The sequence below is a fragment of the Sinomicrobium soli genome, assembly GCF_003285545.1.
Taxonomy (GTDB): domain Bacteria; phylum Bacteroidota; class Bacteroidia; order Flavobacteriales; family Flavobacteriaceae; genus Sinomicrobium.
This window is the reverse complement of the sequence record NZ_QLNV01000002.1, coordinates 398,982-417,515: the sequence shown is the minus strand read 5'-3', so window position 1 is coordinate 417,515 and position 18,534 is coordinate 398,982. Positions and strand designations below refer to the sequence as shown.

Genomic DNA, 18,534 nt, shown 5'->3' with positions numbered 1-18,534 from the left:
ATATGGCTGAAAATATTGTAGACGAATTTAATGCATACCGTTCCAGGATGAACGACCGTATCCTGGCTGATAATAACAAGCTGGTAAAACGTATCTTTAACCTGGATACCAATGCTTATATGCCCGGGGCCCTCGATGTGCGTACCAAGGAGTTGCTGGGACTGGTAGCTTCTGCCGTATTGCGGTGCGACGATTGTGTAAAATATCACCTGGAACAATGCCATAAGGCAGGACTTTCGGGAGAAGAGGTCACCGAAGCGCTCGGAATAGCCACGCTGGTAGGCGGTACCATTGTAGTGCCGCATCTCCGGAGGGCCTATGAGTTCTGGGATGCCCTGGAAGAAAAGACTTCTTAGAGCTGTTAAGGTATATCCGGACCGGAAGGTAAAAAGGATGTTTTTTGTATTTTTACGCGTGGAGCAGGATTAAATATACCCGGCACAGGTGCCGGAATGCATGGCACCGGGCAATGCCGGCATGTTTTTTGTGTCCAGGCGTATGCCCGGAGAGGGGGAGACCAGAATAAGTAAATGTAATACATGAAACTCAGAGCCGATAATATCATGAAGTCCTATAAGGGACGAAAAGTAGTCAAGGGGATTTCCCTCGAAGTGAACCGGGGGGAAATCGTGGGACTGCTGGGCCCCAACGGTGCGGGAAAGACCACTTCTTTTTACATGATCGTCGGTCTTATCAAGCCCAACGGAGGGAGTATCTATCTGGACGACCTGAATATTACCCGTTTCCCCATGTATAAAAGGGCGCAAAACGGAATAGGGTACCTGGCCCAGGAGGCTTCGGTGTTCAGAAAACTCAGTATCGAAGAGAATATACTCAGCGTATTACAGCTCACCAAACTGTCCAAAAAGGAGCAGCACATGAAGATGGAGGGGCTGATCGAGGAATTCGGCCTGGGGCATATCCGCAAAAACAGGGGCGACCTGCTCTCGGGAGGGGAGAGGAGAAGGACCGAAATTGCCCGTGCCCTGGCCACGGACCCGAATTTTATCCTGCTGGACGAACCTTTTGCCGGGGTAGACCCGGTGGCGGTGGAGGATATACAGCGTATCGTGGCACAGCTCAAGAACAAGAATATCGGTATCCTGATCACCGACCACAATGTGCAGGAAACCCTGGCGATTACCGAGCGTTCGTATCTTATGTTCGAAGGTAGCATACTCAAGGCCGGGGAACCGGAAGAACTGGCTGCCGATGAGATGGTGCGCAAGGTATACCTCGGGCAGAATTTTGAACTTCGCCGTAAGAAACTCGACTTTGACAGTTGATGACGTTCCCGGAAAGGGAGTGATCTCCGGAACCTGACCGTTCTTTACGACCCATCGGACTTCCTGGTATATGAGTACGGCATTTTATAACCGTTGTATATGATCTGTCGGTCTTTTCCCGTATTTTTGCCGGACAAGAACACAATGACATCATGTACAGATATTTTATTCGCCCCCTGCTTTTTCAGTTCGATCCGGAAAAAGTACATCATTTTACTTTCGGCTTTATCAAATGGGTAAACGGCATCCCGGGAATGCGGGGCCTGATCGCTGCCCTGTACACGGTAAAGGACCCCGCGCTGGAACGCGAGGTTTTCGGTCTGAAATTCAGCAACCCGGTAGGGCTGGCTGCGGGGTTTGACAAGGATGCCAGGTTGTTTAACGAACTTTCGGGCTTTGGCTTCGGGTTTGTAGAGATCGGGACACTCACGCCGGAACCACAGCCGGGAAATCCGCCGAAGCGGTTGTTCCGCCTCCGGGAAGACAGCGCTGTCATAAACCGTATGGGGTTTAATAACGGCGGGGTGAAAGCCGCTGCAGAGCGACTGAAAAAAAACAAAGGTGTGCTGATAGGGGGAAATATAGGGAAGAACAAGGTGACCCCCAACGAAGCCGCCGCCGGGGATTACCGCAAGTGTTTCGAGGCCCTGTACCCTTATGTGGATTATTTTGTGGTGAATGTGAGTTCGCCCAATACGCCCGGTCTCAGGGCGCTGCAGGACAAGGAGCCCCTGAAGCAGCTCCTGCTCACCCTGCAACAGCACCCCTTACAGAACAAGGGCGCCAAACCGGTATTGCTGAAAATAGCCCCCGACCTTACCGACGGCCAGTTAAAGGATATTGTAGCCATCGTAGGGGAAACGGGAATAGCAGGGGTCATAGCGACCAATACGACGATCTCCAGGGAGGGGCTGGCCTCCCCGAACAGGGAAGAAACAGGCGGGCTGAGCGGAAAACCCCTGAAGGAACGGTCTACCGAGGTGATACGTTTCCTGAACAGGGAAAGCGGCGGCAGTTTTCCCATTATCGGTGTGGGAGGCGTGCATTCGCCGGAAGACGCCCTGGAAAAACTCGAAGCCGGTGCCAGCCTGGTACAGGTGTATACCGGGTTTATCTATGAAGGGCCCTCTTTGGTAAAACGGATAAACAGGGCATTGCTGAAAAGAGGCAATAAGAAATAAAGGACGGTGACCCGGAGACTACAATCCGATAATAAATTTTTACATTTGAACAAACAGGTTCAAGATTTTGGAGTATATGAAACACGTTATTTTTGATATGGATGGTGTGCTGGTAGACAGCGAACCGATTCACATGCAGATCCTGGGAGAGGTAATGCAGGCTAAAGGAGTGCATATCAGTCGTGAATATCATTTCGGGCTGGTAGGTATGGGAGCGTTGATGATGTGGGAGAAACTGCAGAAGGATTTTAAGCTCGAAGGAGGTGCTGCAGAACTGCTGGAAGCACATAAGTCCTATTTTTTTGAGGTCATCGGCGAGCGGGAGGTACCGCTGACCCGGGGCATTACAGACCTGCTCGACAGGCTGAAGGCAGAAGGCGTCCGGTTGTCACTGGGGTCTTCTTCCCCGGTACGGCTTATCGAGATCTTTATGGAAAAGGCGGGACTTTCGGGATATTTTGACCATGTGGTGAGTAGCGAACACGTGGCCCGGGGCAAACCCTTTCCCGATATTTTTCTTCGCATTGCGGCATTATACGGGATCGCTCCGGAAACCTTTGTGGTCATAGAAGACAGCACCAATGGCGTTAAGGCCGCCAGGGCTGCGGGAATGAAGGCGGTAGGATACCGGAACCCCAATTCGGGAAACCAGGACCTGTCCCTGGCCGATCTGCTGATCGACGATTTTGAAGAGTTTACTCCTGAACAGATGAAAATGCTTTGCCGGGTGAATGGATAGCGTAAAACTCATAGAATGTCCGAGGGATGCCATGCAGGGGATCCGGGATTTTATACCCACGGCAATGAAGGTGGCCTATATTCAGTCGATTTTGCGTGTGGGGTTTCACACGGTTGATTTCGGCAGCTTCGTATCGCCAAAGGCCATCCCCCAAATGGCCGATACAGCCAGGGTACTGGAGGCTCTCGACCTGTCGGATACCCGGAGCAAACTGCTGGCTATCGTGGCCAATGTAAGGGGGGCAGAGGATGCTTCGGCATATCCCGGGATCAGTTACCTGGGCTATCCTTTTTCCATATCGGAGAATTTTCAGATGCGGAACACGCATAGGACCATAGCCGAATCTACCGTGATATTACAACGGATACTGGATATCGCTGCGGGCTCCGGGAAGGAAGTGGTCGCCTATCTCTCCATGGGCTTCGGAAATCCCTACGGAGATCCCTGGAATGTGGAGATCGTGGCGGAGTGGACCGAAAAACTTTCTGGCATGGGAGTGCGGATACTATCGCTTTCCGATACCGTAGGCAGCTCTACCCCGGAAGTCATACGTTACCTGTTCTCCCACCTGATCCCGGCATATCCGGAGATGGAGTTCGGGGCACACCTCCACACCACGCCCTCGTCCTGGTATGAGAAGGTGGATGCGGCCTATCGTTCGGGCTGCAGGAGGTTCGACGGGGCCATTCAGGGGTTCGGAGGATGCCCCATGGCCAGGGACGAACTCACCGGAAACATGCCCACGGAAAAGATGCTGTCTTATTTTACCGCTGCGAGAGTGGATACGGGGCTCTCCCCCATGAGTTTCGAGAGTGCGTATAATGAGGCTGTAAAGGTGTTCGGGCCGAAATGATCTTTGCTGTGGATTAAAAAATCTGAAAAAGAAGCCGTAGTCCCTGAAATTGACGTATATTTGCGTGCAACTAATTGATAAGTTGCAGATGAAAGCTCATAGTTCAAAAATTGTAGGAGAAGGGTTGACATATGATGATGTCCTTCTCGTCCCGGCCTACTCTGAAGTACTTCCCAGAGAGGTGAATATCCAGACCAGGTTTACCAGAAATATTACCATCAATGTCCCGATCGTGTCGGCGGCAATGGATACGGTAACGGAATCTGCCATGGCGATAGCGATGGCGAGAGAGGGGGGGATAGGCGTTCTGCACAAGAATATGACCGCAGAGGCACAGGCCCTGGAAGTGCGCAAAGTAAAACGTGCCGAGAGCGGCATGATCATAGACCCGGTTACCCTGCCGCTGACGGCAAAGGTGGCCGATGCCAAGAAAAACATGGCAGAGCACAGTATCGGGGGCATTCCCATAGTGGATGAGAACGGGTACCTCAAGGGGATCGTGACCAACAGGGACCTGAGGTTTGAGAAAAGTGACGGCCGTCCCATTCAGGAGGTCATGACTTCCGAGAACCTGGTCACGGTAGGAGAGGGAACTTCACTGGTGGATGCCGAAGGGATACTGCAGGAAAACAAGATCGAAAAGCTTCCCGTGGTCAATGCCGAAAACAAACTGGTAGGGCTTATAACTTTCAGGGATATCACCAAGCTTACCCAGAAGCCCCTGGCCAACAAGGATAAATACGGACGTCTCAGGGTGGCTGCGGCCATCGGGGTTACTGCAGATGCGGTTGAGCGTGCCGAAGTCCTGGTCGGTGCCGGGGTCGATGCCATTATTATCGATACGGCTCACGGGCATACCCGGGGGGTGGTGAGTATTTTAAAACTGGTCAAGGAATCTTTTCCCGAACTGGATGTTGTGGTGGGGAACATAGCGACGGCCGAAGCTGCACAATACCTTGTGGAAAACGGTGCAGATGCCGTGAAGGTAGGCATAGGCCCCGGGTCTATCTGTACGACAAGGGTTGTTGCCGGTGTCGGTTTTCCGCAGTTTTCCGCAGTACTGGAAGTGGCTGCGGCCATTAAGGGTTCCGGAGTTCCGGTAATTGCCGACGGGGGAATACGCTATACCGGGGATATTCCCAAAGCCATAGCTGCAGGAGCCGATTGTGTAATGCTCGGGTCGCTGCTTGCGGGTACCAAGGAATCACCGGGAGAAACAATTATCTACGAAGGCCGGAAGTTTAAGAGCTACAGGGGAATGGGTTCTGTGGAAGCCATGAAACAGGGCAGTAAGGACCGCTATTTCCAGGATGTCGAAGACGATATCAAAAAACTGGTCCCCGAAGGTATCGTGGGGCGGGTAGCCTATAAGGGCGACCTGGTAGAGAGCATGCACCAGTTTATAGGCGGGCTCAGGGCCGGTATGGGATATTGCGGCGCCGGAGATATCGAAAGCCTGAAAGAGAACGGCAGGTTTGTGCAGATCACCTCTTCGGGTATTCACGAAAGCCACCCGCACGATGTGGCCATTACAAAAGAAGCGCCGAACTACAGCCGGAGAGGGTGATGTAGCCGGAGTCGGAAGCCGGAAGTTGTCATCGGGACCGCAGTGCCTGCCCTGAACATCGGGGGAATAACCGCTGTAAACCGTAATAATCAGCAACCCGCCGGCAGTTCCTACTAAATCTTTGTTAAACGTTTGGCGGCTGACTTGCAATGTTTTATCGAATTACTATTTTTGTTTGCTTTTGGATGGCACCGTTTTGAAGATGGCCGGCAGATAAGGGATCTGTTTTACGGGTTTTCCCCGGGATTGTGGATGCGGTGCGTAAAAAAATGAGATGTACAGGAATTGTGTGATCGCTTTTATAATGCTCTTTGCCCTGGCGGGTTGTTCGTATTTTGCGGGAGAAGATGAGAAAGACGCAGTGGCCCGGGTAGGGGACCATTTTCTTTATCCCCGCGATCTCGCCGGGATATACGGGGAAAACATGTCTGCGGAAGACAGTGCCGTGGTGCGCAACAATTTTGTGAATTCCTGGGCCCTGAGACAGCTCGTTATGGAAAAGGCCGAAATGAACCTCCCGGAAGAACAGCTGAGGGAATTTGAAAAGCTTATAGAGGAATACAAGATCGACCTGTATACCAACACCTATAAGGAGGCCCTGGTGAATAGTGCGATGGATACGGCCATTACCAATTCGGAAATCACTTCCTTTTACGGGATGAGAAAGGATAATTTCAGGCTCAACGAGGAATTGTGGCAGTTCCGGTATATCGAGTTGAGTCCCGATTTCGGGAAGCTCGACGATGTACGGGAAAAATTTGAACGCTTCGAACCGGAAGACCGGGAAAGCCTGGAAGAAATGGCCATACAGTTCAAATCCTATTCCCTGGAAGATACTATCTGGGCCAAAAAGACCCAGATATTACGAAAAATTCCCGTTCTTGCACTGGAAGAACATGAAAATAAGATAAAAAAATCGCATTTTATTGAGCTGGAAGATTCCTTAGGGGTATATTTGGTGTATATTAATGATATCCTGGAGCGAAATGACACCGCTCCTATCTCTTATGTGAAACCGACGATAAAACAGATATTGCTGAATAAGAAAAAGCTGGATTTTGTACGGAACACAGAGAGAGAAATTGTAGAAGAGGCTTTGAGTAAAAAGAAATTTGAAATTTATGGATCGGATAAGTAAGATTATTGCCGGGGTTGCCTTATGTGTGATGCAGGTGTCCATGGGGCAGGAAACGGCAGTTGCGGAAAATGCAGTGGAAGAGAATAACGAGGCGGCAGCGGCACGCGATACTACGGAGGTATCCCAGAACCTGTCTTCCGACAAGGTGAAAATAGACGGTGTGATCGCTGTGGTGGGAGATTATATCATACTGGAATCGGATATCGATAAAAGTTATATCGACCTGCAGAACCAGGGTAATTCCATTAAAGATATTACCCGCTGTCAGTTGCTCGGAAAACTGATGGAGGACAAACTCTATGCCCATCAGGCCGTACAGGACAGCCTTGAGGTGTCTGACAAGCAGATCATGGCCCAGACGGAACAACAGCTCAACTTTCTCGTGGGACAGGTAGGAACTATGGAAAAGCTGCTGGCCTATTATAAGAAATCGGATGAGGAAAGCTTTAAGGAAGAGCTTTTCCAGATCAACAAGATAAGGATGCTGGCGGAAAACATGCAGACCAAGATCGTTGATGAAATTGAGATCACTCCCGAGGAAGTGCGGCAGTGGTTCAACAATATTCCCGAAGATGAGCGCCCCGTATTCGGTGCGGAACTGGAGATTTCCCAGATCGTGAAAGAACCGGAAGTCCCGGAGGAAGAAAAGCAGAAGGTGGTCGATCGTCTCAATGAGATGAAGCGGGACATAGAGGAAAACGGTTCCAGTTTTGCCACCAAGGCCATACTGTATTCCAAAGACCCGGGGTCCAGTTCCAAGGGAGGGTACTATCACGTTACCAGGAATACAGGGTTTGCCAAGGAGTTTATGGACGTGGCCTATAGCCTGCAGGAAGGAGAGATCTCCGAACCTTTTGAAACAGATTTCGGATGGCATATTATTATGGTAGACAAGATCATGGGACAGGAACTCGACCTCAGACATATACTGATCAATCCGGAAATCCCGGCCGAAGCCCTGGCAAAGGCCAAAAAGGAATTGGAAGAAGTGCGTCAGAAGATTGCAGACGGAGAGGTTTCTTTTTCAGATGCCGCACGGGAATTTTCTGATGAAAAGGAGACGAAATTCGAGGGAGGACAGTTGCGGAACCCCAGTAATATGGATACGCGGTTTGAGCTTACCAAACTGGACCCCACCATGTATAACCAGGTCAGAAACCTTGAAACCGGGAAGATATCTCCCGTATATGAAGAAGAAGATCCCAGGAAACCGGGCAAGGTTACCTTTAAGATTATAAAAGTGACCAACAGGTATGACGATCACAAGGCGGATTATGTAAAAGATTACCTCAAGATAAAAGACCTGGCGCTCAAGGAAAAACAGATCAAGGCCGTAAAAGAATGGATGGAGAAAACCATAACGGATACCTATATTATGGTAAATGCCGATTATAAGGGCTGTGATTTTTCCAATAACTGGGTTAAGAAATAGTGCGTAAAGGAAAGCTTTTTACAGACTGTTTTTAACGATTCCGGCGACTTTCCGGTAATCTTTCTAATCTTCTTAAACCGAAAAAACCTATGTCTGATGTTGCGGCTTTAAAGGAACTGGTAAAAAAACATCAAATCCTGAGAGATGAAATAGCCAGGGTGATCATAGGCCAGAAAGATGTCGTAGAAGAAATATTACTTTCCGTATATTCCGGCGGGCACGCACTCCTGATCGGTGTTCCGGGACTGGCCAAGACCCTGATGATACGCACGGTGTCTGACGTGCTGGGACTGGATTTCAAACGGATACAGTTTACCCCCGACCTTATGCCCAGTGATATCCTGGGAAATGAGATCCTCGATGCCAACCGGGAGTTCCGTTTTATCAAGGGGCCCGTATTCGCCAATATCATACTGGCAGATGAAATTAACCGTACCCCGCCGAAGACACAGGCCGCTCTGCTGGAGGCCATGCAGGAAAGGTCGGTAACGGTTTCCGGCAAGCGCCATGACCTCAAACCGCCTTACTTCGTACTGGCAACCCAGAACCCGATAGAGCAGGAGGGAACCTATCCCCTGCCCGAAGCACAACTCGACAGGTTTATGTTTGCCATCGAACTGGGCTACCCCTCCTTTGAAGAGGAGGTCGCCGTAGTCAAATCGACTACGGTAGACAGGGAAGTAAAACTGTCTCCCGTATTTGATGCGGCGGAAATTGTAGCCGTTCAGCATCTGGTACGGCGCATACCTGTTGCCGACAACGTGGTGGAATACGCAGTCCGCCTGGTGGGAAGTACACGTCCCGGAAGCCCGCAGGCTGCGAAGATCGTAAGTGAATACGTGGATTGGGGTGCCGGCCCGAGGGCGTCGCAGAACCTGATCCTTGCTGCCAAGACACATGCGGCGGTTCGCGGGAAGTTCTCTCCGGATATAGAGGATGTAAAGGCGGTGGCCACCGGGATACTGAGACACCGTATTATCAAGAATTACAAGGCGGAAGCAGAAAATATCAGTGTGGAGTATATTATAAAAACGCTTTTGTAGTAGTTAAGATATATCATGTTATGAGACGGCACCGTAAATCTCCGGTGCCGTTTTTTATAGTGCATGTATGTCAGAGGTCAGGAATTGCTTTCTTTCTGAAAGATACGGTATACCAGTCCGGCCAGAATGGCACCTGCAACAGGAGCCAAGATGAATAACCATAGTTGCTCAAGGGCCCAGTCGCCTACAAAAACAGCCTGGCTGATACTTCGTGCAGGATTGACAGAGGTATTGGTTACTGGAATACTGATCAGGTGAATCAGTGTCAGGGCAAGTCCTATGGCAATACCTGCAAATCCGGCAGGCGCTCTTTGGTCGGTGGCTCCCAAAATTACAATCAGGAACATAAAGGTCATTACTATTTCGGTGAGCAGTGCCGCTTGCACGCTGTATCCTCCCGGTGAATGTTCACCGTATCCGTTAGCCGCAAAACCGCCTATATCACTACCGTTACCAGTAGCAATAACATAAAGTACGACAGCAGCCAGCAGTCCACCCAGTACTTGTGCAACGATATAGGGAGCAAGTTCCCTCGTACTGAAGCGTCCCCCGGCCCATAGTCCTACTGATACGGCGGGGTTAAGGTGTGCACCCGAAATATGGCCCAGGGCATAGGCTATGGTTAGTACCGTTAAACCAAAAGCCAGTGAAACACCCAGCAAACCAATTCCCAGTTCGGGGAATGCTGCAGCCAGGACTGCACTTCCGCATCCTCCCAGGACCAACCAGAAGGTGCCTATAAATTCAGCTAAAAATTTTTTCATAGATAATGGATTAAATTAAAATGTTGATAGTTATTTATGCTGTTGCTGCACTAGTGTCCCATAAAAATCAGATAATTAATATTCAGGTCGATTGGACTTATAAATGTATTTGATTTTAAGTGGTTTGCAAAATAGGAATTTTGAATTTTGGCAAATAATCATCAAAGAAAAATTTAAGTCCGTTTACTTTTAAAATATGTATATTGTATTTATAATCAGTAATATATGTGTCGTGTTTCAAGTTTTAACAGGACAATAGTGCTGTTGCTGTTTAAATAAAAAGTTTCCGGCAGTAAATCCGGAGGGATTGTTTGTGTGATAATATTTTTTTAAACATTTACATTAGGAATAAGTGGGATTGTAGCATGTTTTATAGCTTTTTTTATTAAAGTAGTGCATTTTCCCGGTGAAATAGAGTACTGGATACCTGTCTAAATATCAAATCTGAAAATAAATCTCCTGAATGTGATGGGCATGATTGATGAAAGTAATTTTTTTAAAACCGGATGAAAAGTATTAAATACCGGATGAATGGATGTTTCGGACTTGTTGGAATTATCCCTATTTTTACCTGATATAATATGAACTCGTCTTGAGTTATTATAATATGCTGCAAAACCATCTTTTGCACCTATATTTTGTCTTTTTCTCTCCCCATAGCTATGGCTATGTGGCTCAAAAAGCCTTGATCTGGGCACAGGGCGGAGCGTTACGAAACAGCCCACTGGGCTGTTTTAGCGAACGAGCCAGCTGTCGCAAGGGCAGGTTAGCCTAAATGAAACAACCCAAGACGAGTTCTATATTAATGCAGGATGGAAACAGGATACAACCGGGAATTTCTCGAAAAACTGGCAAAGGCCAGAATGCCGTTCGGCAAATATAAAGACAGGTACCTGACGGAGCTTCCGGAAGCTTACCTCGTATGGTTCAGGCAAAAAGGTTTTCCGGGTGGAACTCTCGGAAAACAGCTGGAAGCCGTGCTTGAGATCAAGGCAAACGGGCTGGAGCAACTGTTGCGGAACATAAGGAATATTACGGAATAGGCGCGAAGCCGGAAGCACAAAGTTTTTAACCGGATCAATGTCATCCCGTTTCGAAAAAAAAGAGGCTGTCCGAAAGATCAGGGCAGCCTCTTTTTTTATAACTCCCGGTATATCAGGATGTACTACATGTCATATTGCTCCTGCATGATCCTGTACTGCTCCATGATGCCCTCCATGCCAAGGGTGCTCAGAAGTACCAGGAAGTATACGAAATATGCCAGGTTCATCACGATACCAATAATGGCAATGATCTTTGCCGTTTTTACATTGTTGTAGTTGCTGTACAGTTCGGGTTCCAGTTTGTATTTTTTGACGTCCTTGTTGGCCAGGACCAGCGCAATGACTGCCGGGATAATCCCTATGCCGTAAAAACAGCAGCAGAACAGGGATGCAATACTCAGTACGAGCGCTGTTGTGGCGTTTGGTAATTTTTGTGTTTCCATAGTATGAAGTCTGTTTGTTTAAATGAATTTCATGATATAATTTCCGAGAATAACAACAACACTTATGGCAGCCAGTACCGATGAGGTACCCGAGAAGTTTTTCTTTTTCCAGAGATGGTCTGCCAGAAGGGATATAAAAAACAGTATCAGGGGGTAAATGGCCGGGTACATGTAAAAAGCAGCTGTAAAGTCGCCTTCGAACAACAGGGCTACGGCGCGCTGCATCCCGCATCCCGGGCATTCCACGCCCAGAATTTGCTTGTTGATGCAGGGAAGCATATATTGATCTGCCTTCAAAATTGAAATGGTGTTTAGCTACGGGTATCTAAATTAATATTATTTTTGAGAAAAAGAAACATGCGTTTTAAAAATCACCCCCTGTTGTATTTTCTTCTGATAATTCTCGGGGCCGTACTGGCTTTTATCGGTCAGGGCAAGGGCGGAGAGGACAGGCCCTATATCCTGATCGCGGGATTTGTTTTGCTGATGTACGGCCTGTACGGTGCTACGGCCAAATGGATAAAGGACAATCCGCGTGACAACAGCAATGAGAACAGGGAAGAAGAAGAGGAGTAGAACTTTAGAATAACGGCGATATGGAGAGGGAAAACATTCAAAAGGGAGACCGCGTAGAGGCTATAGACGACTCCCTCAGGGGTGAGGTCACCGGCATAAGGAACGGCGTGCTCGTAATACGTACCGATGAGGGTTTTGAATTGCAGTTGTCACCTGCCGAAGTGGTAAAGATATCCGATGAGTCCCTGTTGCGGAATGCATCCCTGTCACCGGACAGGTACCTGGCGGATAAGGAGCAGCCGGAACGCAGGAAAAAACCGGTGCCGAAGGCAAAGGAACGGGATATGCCCGGCATGGAGGTGGACCTTCATATTGAAAAGCTGGTGCCCTCGGTAAAAGGGCTGAGCAATTACGATATACTCACCATTCAGCTGGACACTGCCACGAGACAGCTGGAATTTGCCATTCGCAGGCGGATCAGGAAAGTCGTATTTATACACGGTGTAGGCGAAGGAGTGCTCAGGACGGAACTGGAATTTCTTTTCGGACGTTATGACAACCTGAAATACTACGATGCGGATTACCGGAAGTACGGTATGGGGGCTACCGAGGTGTATATCTACCAGAATGCATAAAAAATATCGCTATCTTTGCGGACTTAAACAAATAAAAAACTCATGCAAAACGGTATTTATGCGAGATTCCACACCGGTAAGGGGGAAATTCTCGTAAAACTCACTCACGATAAGACACCGGGGACCGTAGGGAATTTTGTAGGTCTGGCCGAAGGAACACTGGAAAACGAGGTAAAACCGGAAGGGCAGCCGTATTACGACGGTCTTTCCTTTCACAGGGTTATCCCCGATTTTATGATCCAGGGGGGATGCCCCCAGGGAACCGGTGTTGGAGGCCCTGGTTATCAGTTTGACGACGAATTCCATCCGGAGTTGAAACACAAGGGGCCCGGAGTGCTTTCGATGGCCAATGCCGGTCCCGGCACTAATGGAAGCCAATTCTTTATTACCCATGTAGAAACCTCATGGCTCGACAATAAGCATACGGTATTCGGGTTTGTGGAGAACGGACAGGATGTGGTGGATGCCATTCAGCAGGGAGACCGTATAGAAAAACTGGAAATCGTAAGGGTAGGAGATGAGGCGGAACAATGGGATGCCGTAGCAGCCTTCAGGAAATTTGAGGCCTCGAAAGAAGAACGGCTGGCCCTGGAGAGAAAGAAGACTGAGGAGGCTTTGCGCGAACTTACGGAAGGTTTTGAACAGACCGGAAGCGGATTGTGGTATAAGGTACTGGAAAAGGGAGAGGGAGAAAAAGCCGAAAAGGGAAAAGAGGTTTCCGTACATTACGAAGGGATGCTTACGGACGGTACCGTTTTCGATTCTTCTTTCAGGAGAAACCAGCCCATCAGTTTCCGGCTGGGGGCCGGACAGGTGATCCCGGGTTGGGAAGAGGGGATAGGCCTGCTTCAGACCGGAGATAAGGTAAGACTGGTAATCCCTCCGCAGCTGGCCTACGGGAGCCGGGGTGCCGGCGGGGTGATCCCCCCGGATGCAACCCTGGTTTTTGATGTGCAGCTGGTAAAAGTGGGATAATAATATTTCGTTATAAAAAAAGGAGCGATAGCACAGATCTATCGCTCCTTTTTATTGCTGTTTTACGACGTATCGACGGCCCCTACGGACTAATCGAGATCAGGCTGCGGCGTAAGTCTCAGGTAAGGTTTTACCTCCCTGAAACCTTTTTTGAATATCCCGGTAGCGTCTTCATTGGACACCGCAGGAGAAATAACCACATCTTCACCGTGTTTCCAGTTGGCCGGAGTGGCAACCTTGTGGTACTGCGTGAGTTGTAAAGAGTCGATAACCCTCAGCAGTTCCTCAAAATTCCTTCCCGTGGAAGCCGGATAGGTGATCATCAGCCTGATAGTCTTGTCGGGCCCTATGACATATACCGAGCGTACGGTAAGCGTGGAGTTGGCATTGGGGTGGATCATGTCGTAAAGGTTCGAAACCTTACGATCCTCATCTGCAATGATCGGGAAATTGACCGTGGTATCCTGGGTCTCGTTGATATCCTTTATCCAGCCCTTGTGCGATTCCAGGCCGTCCACACTCAGGGCGAGCACTTTTACATTCCTTTTCGCAAATTCGTCCTTATATTTGGCTACCGCCCCGAGTTCGGTAGTACATACCGGGGTGTAGTCTGCCGGATGCGAAAAGAGAATACCCCATCCGTCTCCGAGGTACTCGTAGAAATCTATTTCTCCCTCGGAAGTCTGTGCCGTAAAGTTCGGAGCCTTGTCTCCTAATTTCAATGTACTCATGACGTGATTTTTTAAATGACTATTTAGTCTATAAAGTTAGTAGACTAAAGTGAGAATACGAAATTTTGGGAATAAAATATTTTAATGGTGGTATAAGTGCCGGCAATGACCGTACAGGGGGCTATTGTTTTTTCCATTTTATACCACATCCTATACTGGGTTTCTGCGTTTCGCTGACGGCTTCTCCCCGGAGCAGGGCATCCAGGGCTTCTCTCAGGTCTTTGCCCGTGACGGGAATACCGTTTTCGGGCCTTGCACCGTCCAGCTGGCCCCGGTATACCAGCAGGAGACCGGCATCGAAGACATAGAAATCGGGAGTGCATGCGGCATCGTATGCCTTGGCCACTTCCTGTGTTTCATCGTAAAGGTATGGAAAGGAGAACCCCTGCTTTGCCGCATTTTCGGCCATAAGTTCGGGGGCATCCTGGGGATAGTGTTCCACATCGTTGCTGGAAATGGCTGCGAAGGCGACCCCTTTGGGAGCGTATTCCCTGGCTATGGCTGCAATTTCAGGGTTTATCAGTTGTACGAACGGGCAGTGATTGCATATAAACATGATTACCGTGGCCTTTTTTCCACGGATGCTTTCAAGGCTTATGGTTTTTCCCGAAACCGTATCGGGAAGTTTGAATGCCGCTGCTTTCGTCCCCAGGGGGAGCATATTGCTGGGTGTTCTTGCCATTTTTTCCGGTTTATCCTGATTAAAATATGGGTGGGGTACCCGAAAGGGCCCTTGCAGGATACTAAGTTACGAATTTTTGCGATACTCCCTTGCACAGGGTGTTTTCCCGTGGTATTTTTGGGATCACTTAAACCGTACCTTATGGAAATAACCTGGAGTGATTTTGAAAAGGTAGAGATGCGTGTCGGCACCATTGTTGAAGTTCGCGATTTTCCCGAGGCGCGAAAACCGGCCTACCAGCTGGTGATCGATTTCGGAAAAGAGATCGGGATACGAAAATCGTCGGCACAGATCACGAAAAGATATCACAGGGAAGATCTGCTGGACCGGCAGATCGTGGCCGTGGTGAACTTTCCCAAAAAACAGATAGCAAATTTTATGAGTGAGTGCCTTGTGATCGGCGCTGTGGGCGAAGAGGGAGACGTGGTGTTGCTCACCCCCGATTTTAAGATAGAAAACGGGCAGCGTATTGCCTGACGACATTTTCCTGCCCGTTCCGGATGTTTTGGTTTACATGAATTTATGAAAGTATATGGCATTCATAAATAATTTGTTGGTGCCGAACCAGAAGGCCCTGAAATTGGTGTTGTCGGTAAACAGGATGATCTTTCCTTTGCCCGACCGCTGTATTTTAAACGGTACCGAACCCTTCAGCTGTTCGAGGTTCTCTTCGGAGATATACCCGCTTACCAGGGGAGCATCCGTATATTGTATGGGGTTGTTATAGCTTTGTTTATCCGGTTCCATAAAAATATTGGTATTGCGGAATAATGATATGCTGTTGTTTTTATACCCGAAATTTATGGGATGCGACCGGTCTATGTCTGCTTTGAATATGGCCCCCCCGGTTACCTGTGCCCCATGGAAATCCCGTTGTTCCCCGTAAGTGATGCCTTTGGCGACAATATCGGTTTTGCGGAATTCTGTTTTTATAAGCTCATTGCTTTTCAGCCAGCTTATGGCATTGCGACAGGCAATGAGCGTACCACCGTTTTTTACCCAGTTGTTTAATTTGATCTTAATGGTGCTGTCCAGATGGCCCCGGCTGCTGGTCAGGATAAATATATTGTATTTGTCCAGGTCTACGCGGTTGAAATAACTTTCATCTATTTTGGTGAGAGGAATATCGTAGCGCTGGTCCAGCAGGTGCCATACTTCCCCGGCATCATAAGGAGTGATCCCGTTCCCCGTAAGCATGGCCGCCTTAGGCATTTCCAGTGTGCCGAACTGACTGCTGCCAAGGTCCGTACCCGCGGCGTATCCGGTAGATACCCCGTGGATATCTATGTGCGATTCTTCGGCGACCTCCAGCAAAAAGGAATGCAGTTCGTCACTGTTCATATCCTGGTTGTGCACCGGGATCATGATGGTGCCATAGTCATATTCCTTATCCTCTACGGAGAAAACACTTCTGCTTACTTTTGCACGTATACCCTTCTGTAATATCCGGTATAAGGCCTTCGGGGTATAGTATTCGTGCCATTCGAACAGATAGGCATAGTCGCTTTTTTTTGTGACTTTACCTTCGGGAAGTTGCAGCTCTGTTATTTCGCTGCCTGCCCGGGAAGTGTTTACTTCCGTATAATCCATGTCAAATGCCAGCGGAAAGGTCCAGGACGAGATGTCGTAAAAGAGGCTGTCGGCAAACTCGGTACGGGTTTCGAACATGGCATCTATGATCTTTGTGTTTTTCTGGTTGCGGGGAACAATATAGCTGAACCCTTTTTTGTACCGTTTGCCTTTTTCTGTAAAATCTTCGGCTACATCGTATATCCTGATCCGGTGCTTTTTGAGTATTTCGGCAAGGTGATAGGTTTTTGCCGCGTCCTTTTCATTGCCGAACACAATAGCACTGCCTTTACTTCTGGCTGCTTCCGTACGGGTTTTGGCATAGAAATCACGTTGGTAATCGAGAAGTTTTTTACGCATGTTTTTAGCAGCTTCCAGGGTAGAAAGAGCGGTTACAAACTGGTTTCTTATGGTGAACGGAAAGGTTAAAAGTCCGTTGTCGCTTTCCTGTACATGCCCCCGGGAGCTACCCTGCTCGAAGAGGATGCCTATACCCCCGTTTATGTCGGGAAAGGTAGAGCCTTTTCCGTAAAAATAATCGTCGTAGTTCTCTTCCGAAAAATAAAGCGACCCGATATCGTCTAATGCCCTGACGTGAAATTGTGCGATTTCCCGGGTCAGTTCCTGGTTTGTTTCCGGGGTAAGCGGGTGTACCCGTGCGGGCTCTCCCGGTTGAAAGAAGAAGGTGGTATTGGTACCCATTTCGTGATGATCGGTAAGGATATTGGGCAGCCACCGGTGAAAACTCTTTATCCGGGCCCGGCTTTCCGGTAATTGTACGGGCAGCCAGTCACGGTTCATGTCAAACCAGTAATGGTTGGTCCTTCCCCCCGGCCATGTTTCGTGGTATTCCCTTTCATTATTGTCGGGGTTCAGGTTCTTGCTCCGGTTCGTATTCGCCCAGTGTGCAAAGCGCTGCAGTCCGTCCGGGTTCATGGCTGGGTCAAAGAGTATGACAACGTTGTTCAGCAACTCATCCATTTCCGGCCCCTGCCCGGCAGCGAGGTAGTATGCGGCAATCAGTGCCGCATTGGAACCGCTGGGTTCGTTACCGTGTATGGAAAAACCCTGGTAGACGACCGTGGGCATGGTATCCGTATTGAGGTCACTACCCCCGCTTTCCGTGAGTTTGATATGCTGTTGCCGTATGTTCTCGATATTCCGGTGGTTTTCCGGAGCAGTGATGACGAGCAGGGGCAAGGGCCGTCCTTCGTATGTAGTCCCCCTGTCTTCCATCGCAATGCGGTCTGACGCTTCAGAAAGTATTTTCATGTATTCGATAAGCCGGTCATGGGTTACATGCCATTCGCCGACCTCGTGCCCGATGACACTGCGGGGTACAGGAATATCCGGGTTATAGGAAACGTTCTGAGGCAGATAATAATCGAGGTCGACGGATTCCTGTGCATGGGAAAAATGCACGAGTAAAAGGAGTAGTGTCAGCTTTTTCACAATTATCGGAGTTAGTGTTAGTTAGCAATAAATATAAAAAAAACCGTTCCTTTTCGGGGAACGGTTAGAATTTTTTTAAGAAAAATTTTAACGCTTATATGTCGTCAAAACTCAGGTCAGTAAAACTGTCGTTGTGGGAAGATTCTCCGTTAGCACCGATAGCTTCCTTTTTAAAGTCCTTTTGATGGCGTTCCGAAATAACCTCTTCACCTTTTTCTTCTACCACATAATCGGTCATTTCCGTCAGAATTTCCCTGAAAGCATCAAAATCTTCCTTGTAGAGGTAGATCTTGTGTTTTTTGTAATGGAAAGAACCGTCGTCATGCGTGAATTTTTTGCTTTCTGTAATGGTGAGGTAGTAATCTCCTGCTTTGGTTTCCCTTACATCAAAGAAATAGGTTCTCCTTCCGGCCCGCAAAACCTTAGAGAATATTTCGTCTTTCTCAAGTAAATCTTTTTCACTCATAATCCCTCTAATCTTAAAA

Annotated in this window: 21 protein-coding genes; 14 read left to right on the top strand and 7 right to left on the bottom strand. The window is 48.6% G+C overall.

Features of this window, described 5'->3' with window-relative positions; translation table 11 throughout:
• Window positions 1-2: 2 nt before the first annotated feature.
• From DN748_RS03730 to DN748_RS03690, 9 genes are all read left to right on the top strand, one after another.
• Entirely contained in the window at window positions 3-356 is a 354-nt protein-coding gene (locus tag DN748_RS03730) for a carboxymuconolactone decarboxylase family protein (protein ID WP_112370409.1), read from the top strand.
• A gap of 183 nt (window positions 357-539) precedes the next feature.
• Window positions 540-1,286, top strand: a complete 747-nt coding sequence (gene lptB, locus DN748_RS03725) for an LPS export ABC transporter ATP-binding protein (RefSeq protein WP_112370408.1) — start codon at window positions 540-542, stop codon at window positions 1,284-1,286.
• 152 nt (window positions 1,287-1,438) lie between these two features.
• Window positions 1,439-2,467, top strand: coding sequence for a quinone-dependent dihydroorotate dehydrogenase (locus DN748_RS03720; protein WP_112370407.1), 1,029 nt, complete (start codon window positions 1,439-1,441; stop codon window positions 2,465-2,467).
• A gap of 76 nt (window positions 2,468-2,543) precedes the next feature.
• The gene (locus DN748_RS03715) at window positions 2,544-3,206 is read left to right on the top strand and encodes an HAD family hydrolase (RefSeq protein WP_112370406.1); all 663 of its coding nucleotides are present in this window, start codon (window positions 2,544-2,546) and stop codon (window positions 3,204-3,206) included.
• Entirely contained in the window at window positions 3,199-4,059 is an 861-nt protein-coding gene (locus DN748_RS03710) for a hydroxymethylglutaryl-CoA lyase (RefSeq protein ID WP_112370405.1), read from the top strand. The genes DN748_RS03715 and DN748_RS03710 overlap by 8 nt, the downstream gene beginning before the upstream one ends.
• An 88-nt stretch (window positions 4,060-4,147) precedes the next feature.
• Complete coding sequence (gene guaB / locus DN748_RS03705; RefSeq protein WP_112370404.1) at window positions 4,148-5,626, top strand: IMP dehydrogenase; 1,479 nt, start codon at window positions 4,148-4,150, stop codon at window positions 5,624-5,626.
• Between the two features lie 274 nt (window positions 5,627-5,900).
• Window positions 5,901-6,764, top strand: coding sequence for a peptidyl-prolyl cis-trans isomerase (locus tag DN748_RS03700; RefSeq protein WP_112370403.1), 864 nt, complete (start codon window positions 5,901-5,903; stop codon window positions 6,762-6,764).
• Window positions 6,748-8,196, top strand: a complete 1,449-nt coding sequence (locus DN748_RS03695; protein ID WP_236636776.1) for a peptidylprolyl isomerase — start codon at window positions 6,748-6,750, stop codon at window positions 8,194-8,196. Before DN748_RS03700 ends, DN748_RS03695 begins: the two co-directional genes overlap by 17 nt.
• Window positions 8,197-8,285: 89 nt before the next feature.
• Window positions 8,286-9,239, top strand: coding sequence for an AAA family ATPase (locus tag DN748_RS03690; protein WP_112370402.1), 954 nt, complete (start codon window positions 8,286-8,288; stop codon window positions 9,237-9,239).
• A gap of 77 nt (window positions 9,240-9,316) precedes the next feature.
• Here DN748_RS03690 and aqpZ read toward each other — a convergent pair whose 3' ends face one another.
• Window positions 9,317-10,003, bottom strand: coding sequence for an aquaporin Z (aqpZ, locus tag DN748_RS03685; RefSeq protein ID WP_112370401.1), 687 nt, complete (start codon window positions 10,001-10,003; stop codon window positions 9,317-9,319).
• An 812-nt stretch (window positions 10,004-10,815) separates the two neighbouring features.
• Between aqpZ and DN748_RS03680 the strand changes: the two genes are divergently transcribed.
• Entirely contained in the window at window positions 10,816-11,046 is a 231-nt protein-coding gene (locus DN748_RS03680; RefSeq protein WP_112370400.1) for a DUF3820 family protein, read from the top strand.
• Between the two features lie 122 nt (window positions 11,047-11,168).
• Here DN748_RS03680 and DN748_RS03675 read toward each other — a convergent pair whose 3' ends face one another.
• Both DN748_RS03675 and DN748_RS03670 read right to left on the bottom strand, forming a co-directional pair.
• Entirely contained in the window at window positions 11,169-11,489 is a 321-nt protein-coding gene (locus DN748_RS03675) for a CCC motif membrane protein (protein ID WP_112370399.1), read from the bottom strand.
• 18 nt (window positions 11,490-11,507) lie between these two features.
• Window positions 11,508-11,786, bottom strand: a complete 279-nt coding sequence (locus tag DN748_RS03670) for a DUF2752 domain-containing protein (protein WP_236636775.1) — start codon at window positions 11,784-11,786, stop codon at window positions 11,508-11,510.
• A gap of 45 nt (window positions 11,787-11,831) precedes the next feature.
• Between DN748_RS03670 and DN748_RS03665 the strand changes: the two genes are divergently transcribed.
• From DN748_RS03665 to DN748_RS03655, 3 genes are read left to right on the top strand one after another with little or no spacing between them, the layout of a single operon-like run.
• A complete protein-coding gene (locus DN748_RS03665; protein ID WP_146746552.1) occupies window positions 11,832-12,065 on the top strand; it encodes a hypothetical protein in 234 nt (77 codons plus the stop codon).
• A gap of 20 nt (window positions 12,066-12,085) precedes the next feature.
• Complete coding sequence (locus DN748_RS03660; protein ID WP_112370396.1) at window positions 12,086-12,640, top strand: Smr/MutS family protein; 555 nt, start codon at window positions 12,086-12,088, stop codon at window positions 12,638-12,640.
• A gap of 42 nt (window positions 12,641-12,682) precedes the next feature.
• Window positions 12,683-13,615, top strand: coding sequence for a peptidylprolyl isomerase (locus DN748_RS03655; RefSeq protein ID WP_112370395.1), 933 nt, complete (start codon window positions 12,683-12,685; stop codon window positions 13,613-13,615).
• Between the two features lie 89 nt (window positions 13,616-13,704).
• Here the strand turns inward: DN748_RS03655 and DN748_RS03650 are convergent, their stop codons facing one another.
• A complete protein-coding gene (locus DN748_RS03650; RefSeq protein ID WP_112370394.1) occupies window positions 13,705-14,346 on the bottom strand; it encodes a peroxiredoxin in 642 nt (213 codons plus the stop codon).
• Between the two features lie 121 nt (window positions 14,347-14,467).
• Complete coding sequence (locus tag DN748_RS03645; RefSeq protein WP_112370393.1) at window positions 14,468-15,028, bottom strand: thioredoxin family protein; 561 nt, start codon at window positions 15,026-15,028, stop codon at window positions 14,468-14,470.
• Between the two features lie 141 nt (window positions 15,029-15,169).
• On the opposite strand from DN748_RS03645, the gene DN748_RS03640 reads away from it, so the two are divergent.
• Window positions 15,170-15,505 (top strand): tRNA-binding protein, encoded by a 336-nt coding sequence (locus DN748_RS03640; RefSeq protein ID WP_112370392.1) that lies wholly within the window; start codon window positions 15,170-15,172, stop codon window positions 15,503-15,505.
• A 33-nt stretch (window positions 15,506-15,538) separates the two neighbouring features.
• On the opposite strand, the gene DN748_RS03635 is transcribed toward DN748_RS03640, so the two are convergent.
• Both DN748_RS03635 and DN748_RS03630 read right to left on the bottom strand, forming a co-directional pair.
• Window positions 15,539-18,049 (bottom strand): M14 family zinc carboxypeptidase, encoded by a 2,511-nt coding sequence (locus tag DN748_RS03635; protein WP_112370391.1) that lies wholly within the window; start codon window positions 18,047-18,049, stop codon window positions 15,539-15,541.
• 94 nt (window positions 18,050-18,143) lie between these two features.
• On the bottom strand, window positions 18,144-18,515 hold the full coding sequence (locus DN748_RS03630) for a PUR family DNA/RNA-binding protein (RefSeq protein ID WP_112370475.1): 372 nt from the start codon (window positions 18,513-18,515) through the stop codon (window positions 18,144-18,146).
• Window positions 18,516-18,534 lie beyond the last annotated feature (19 nt).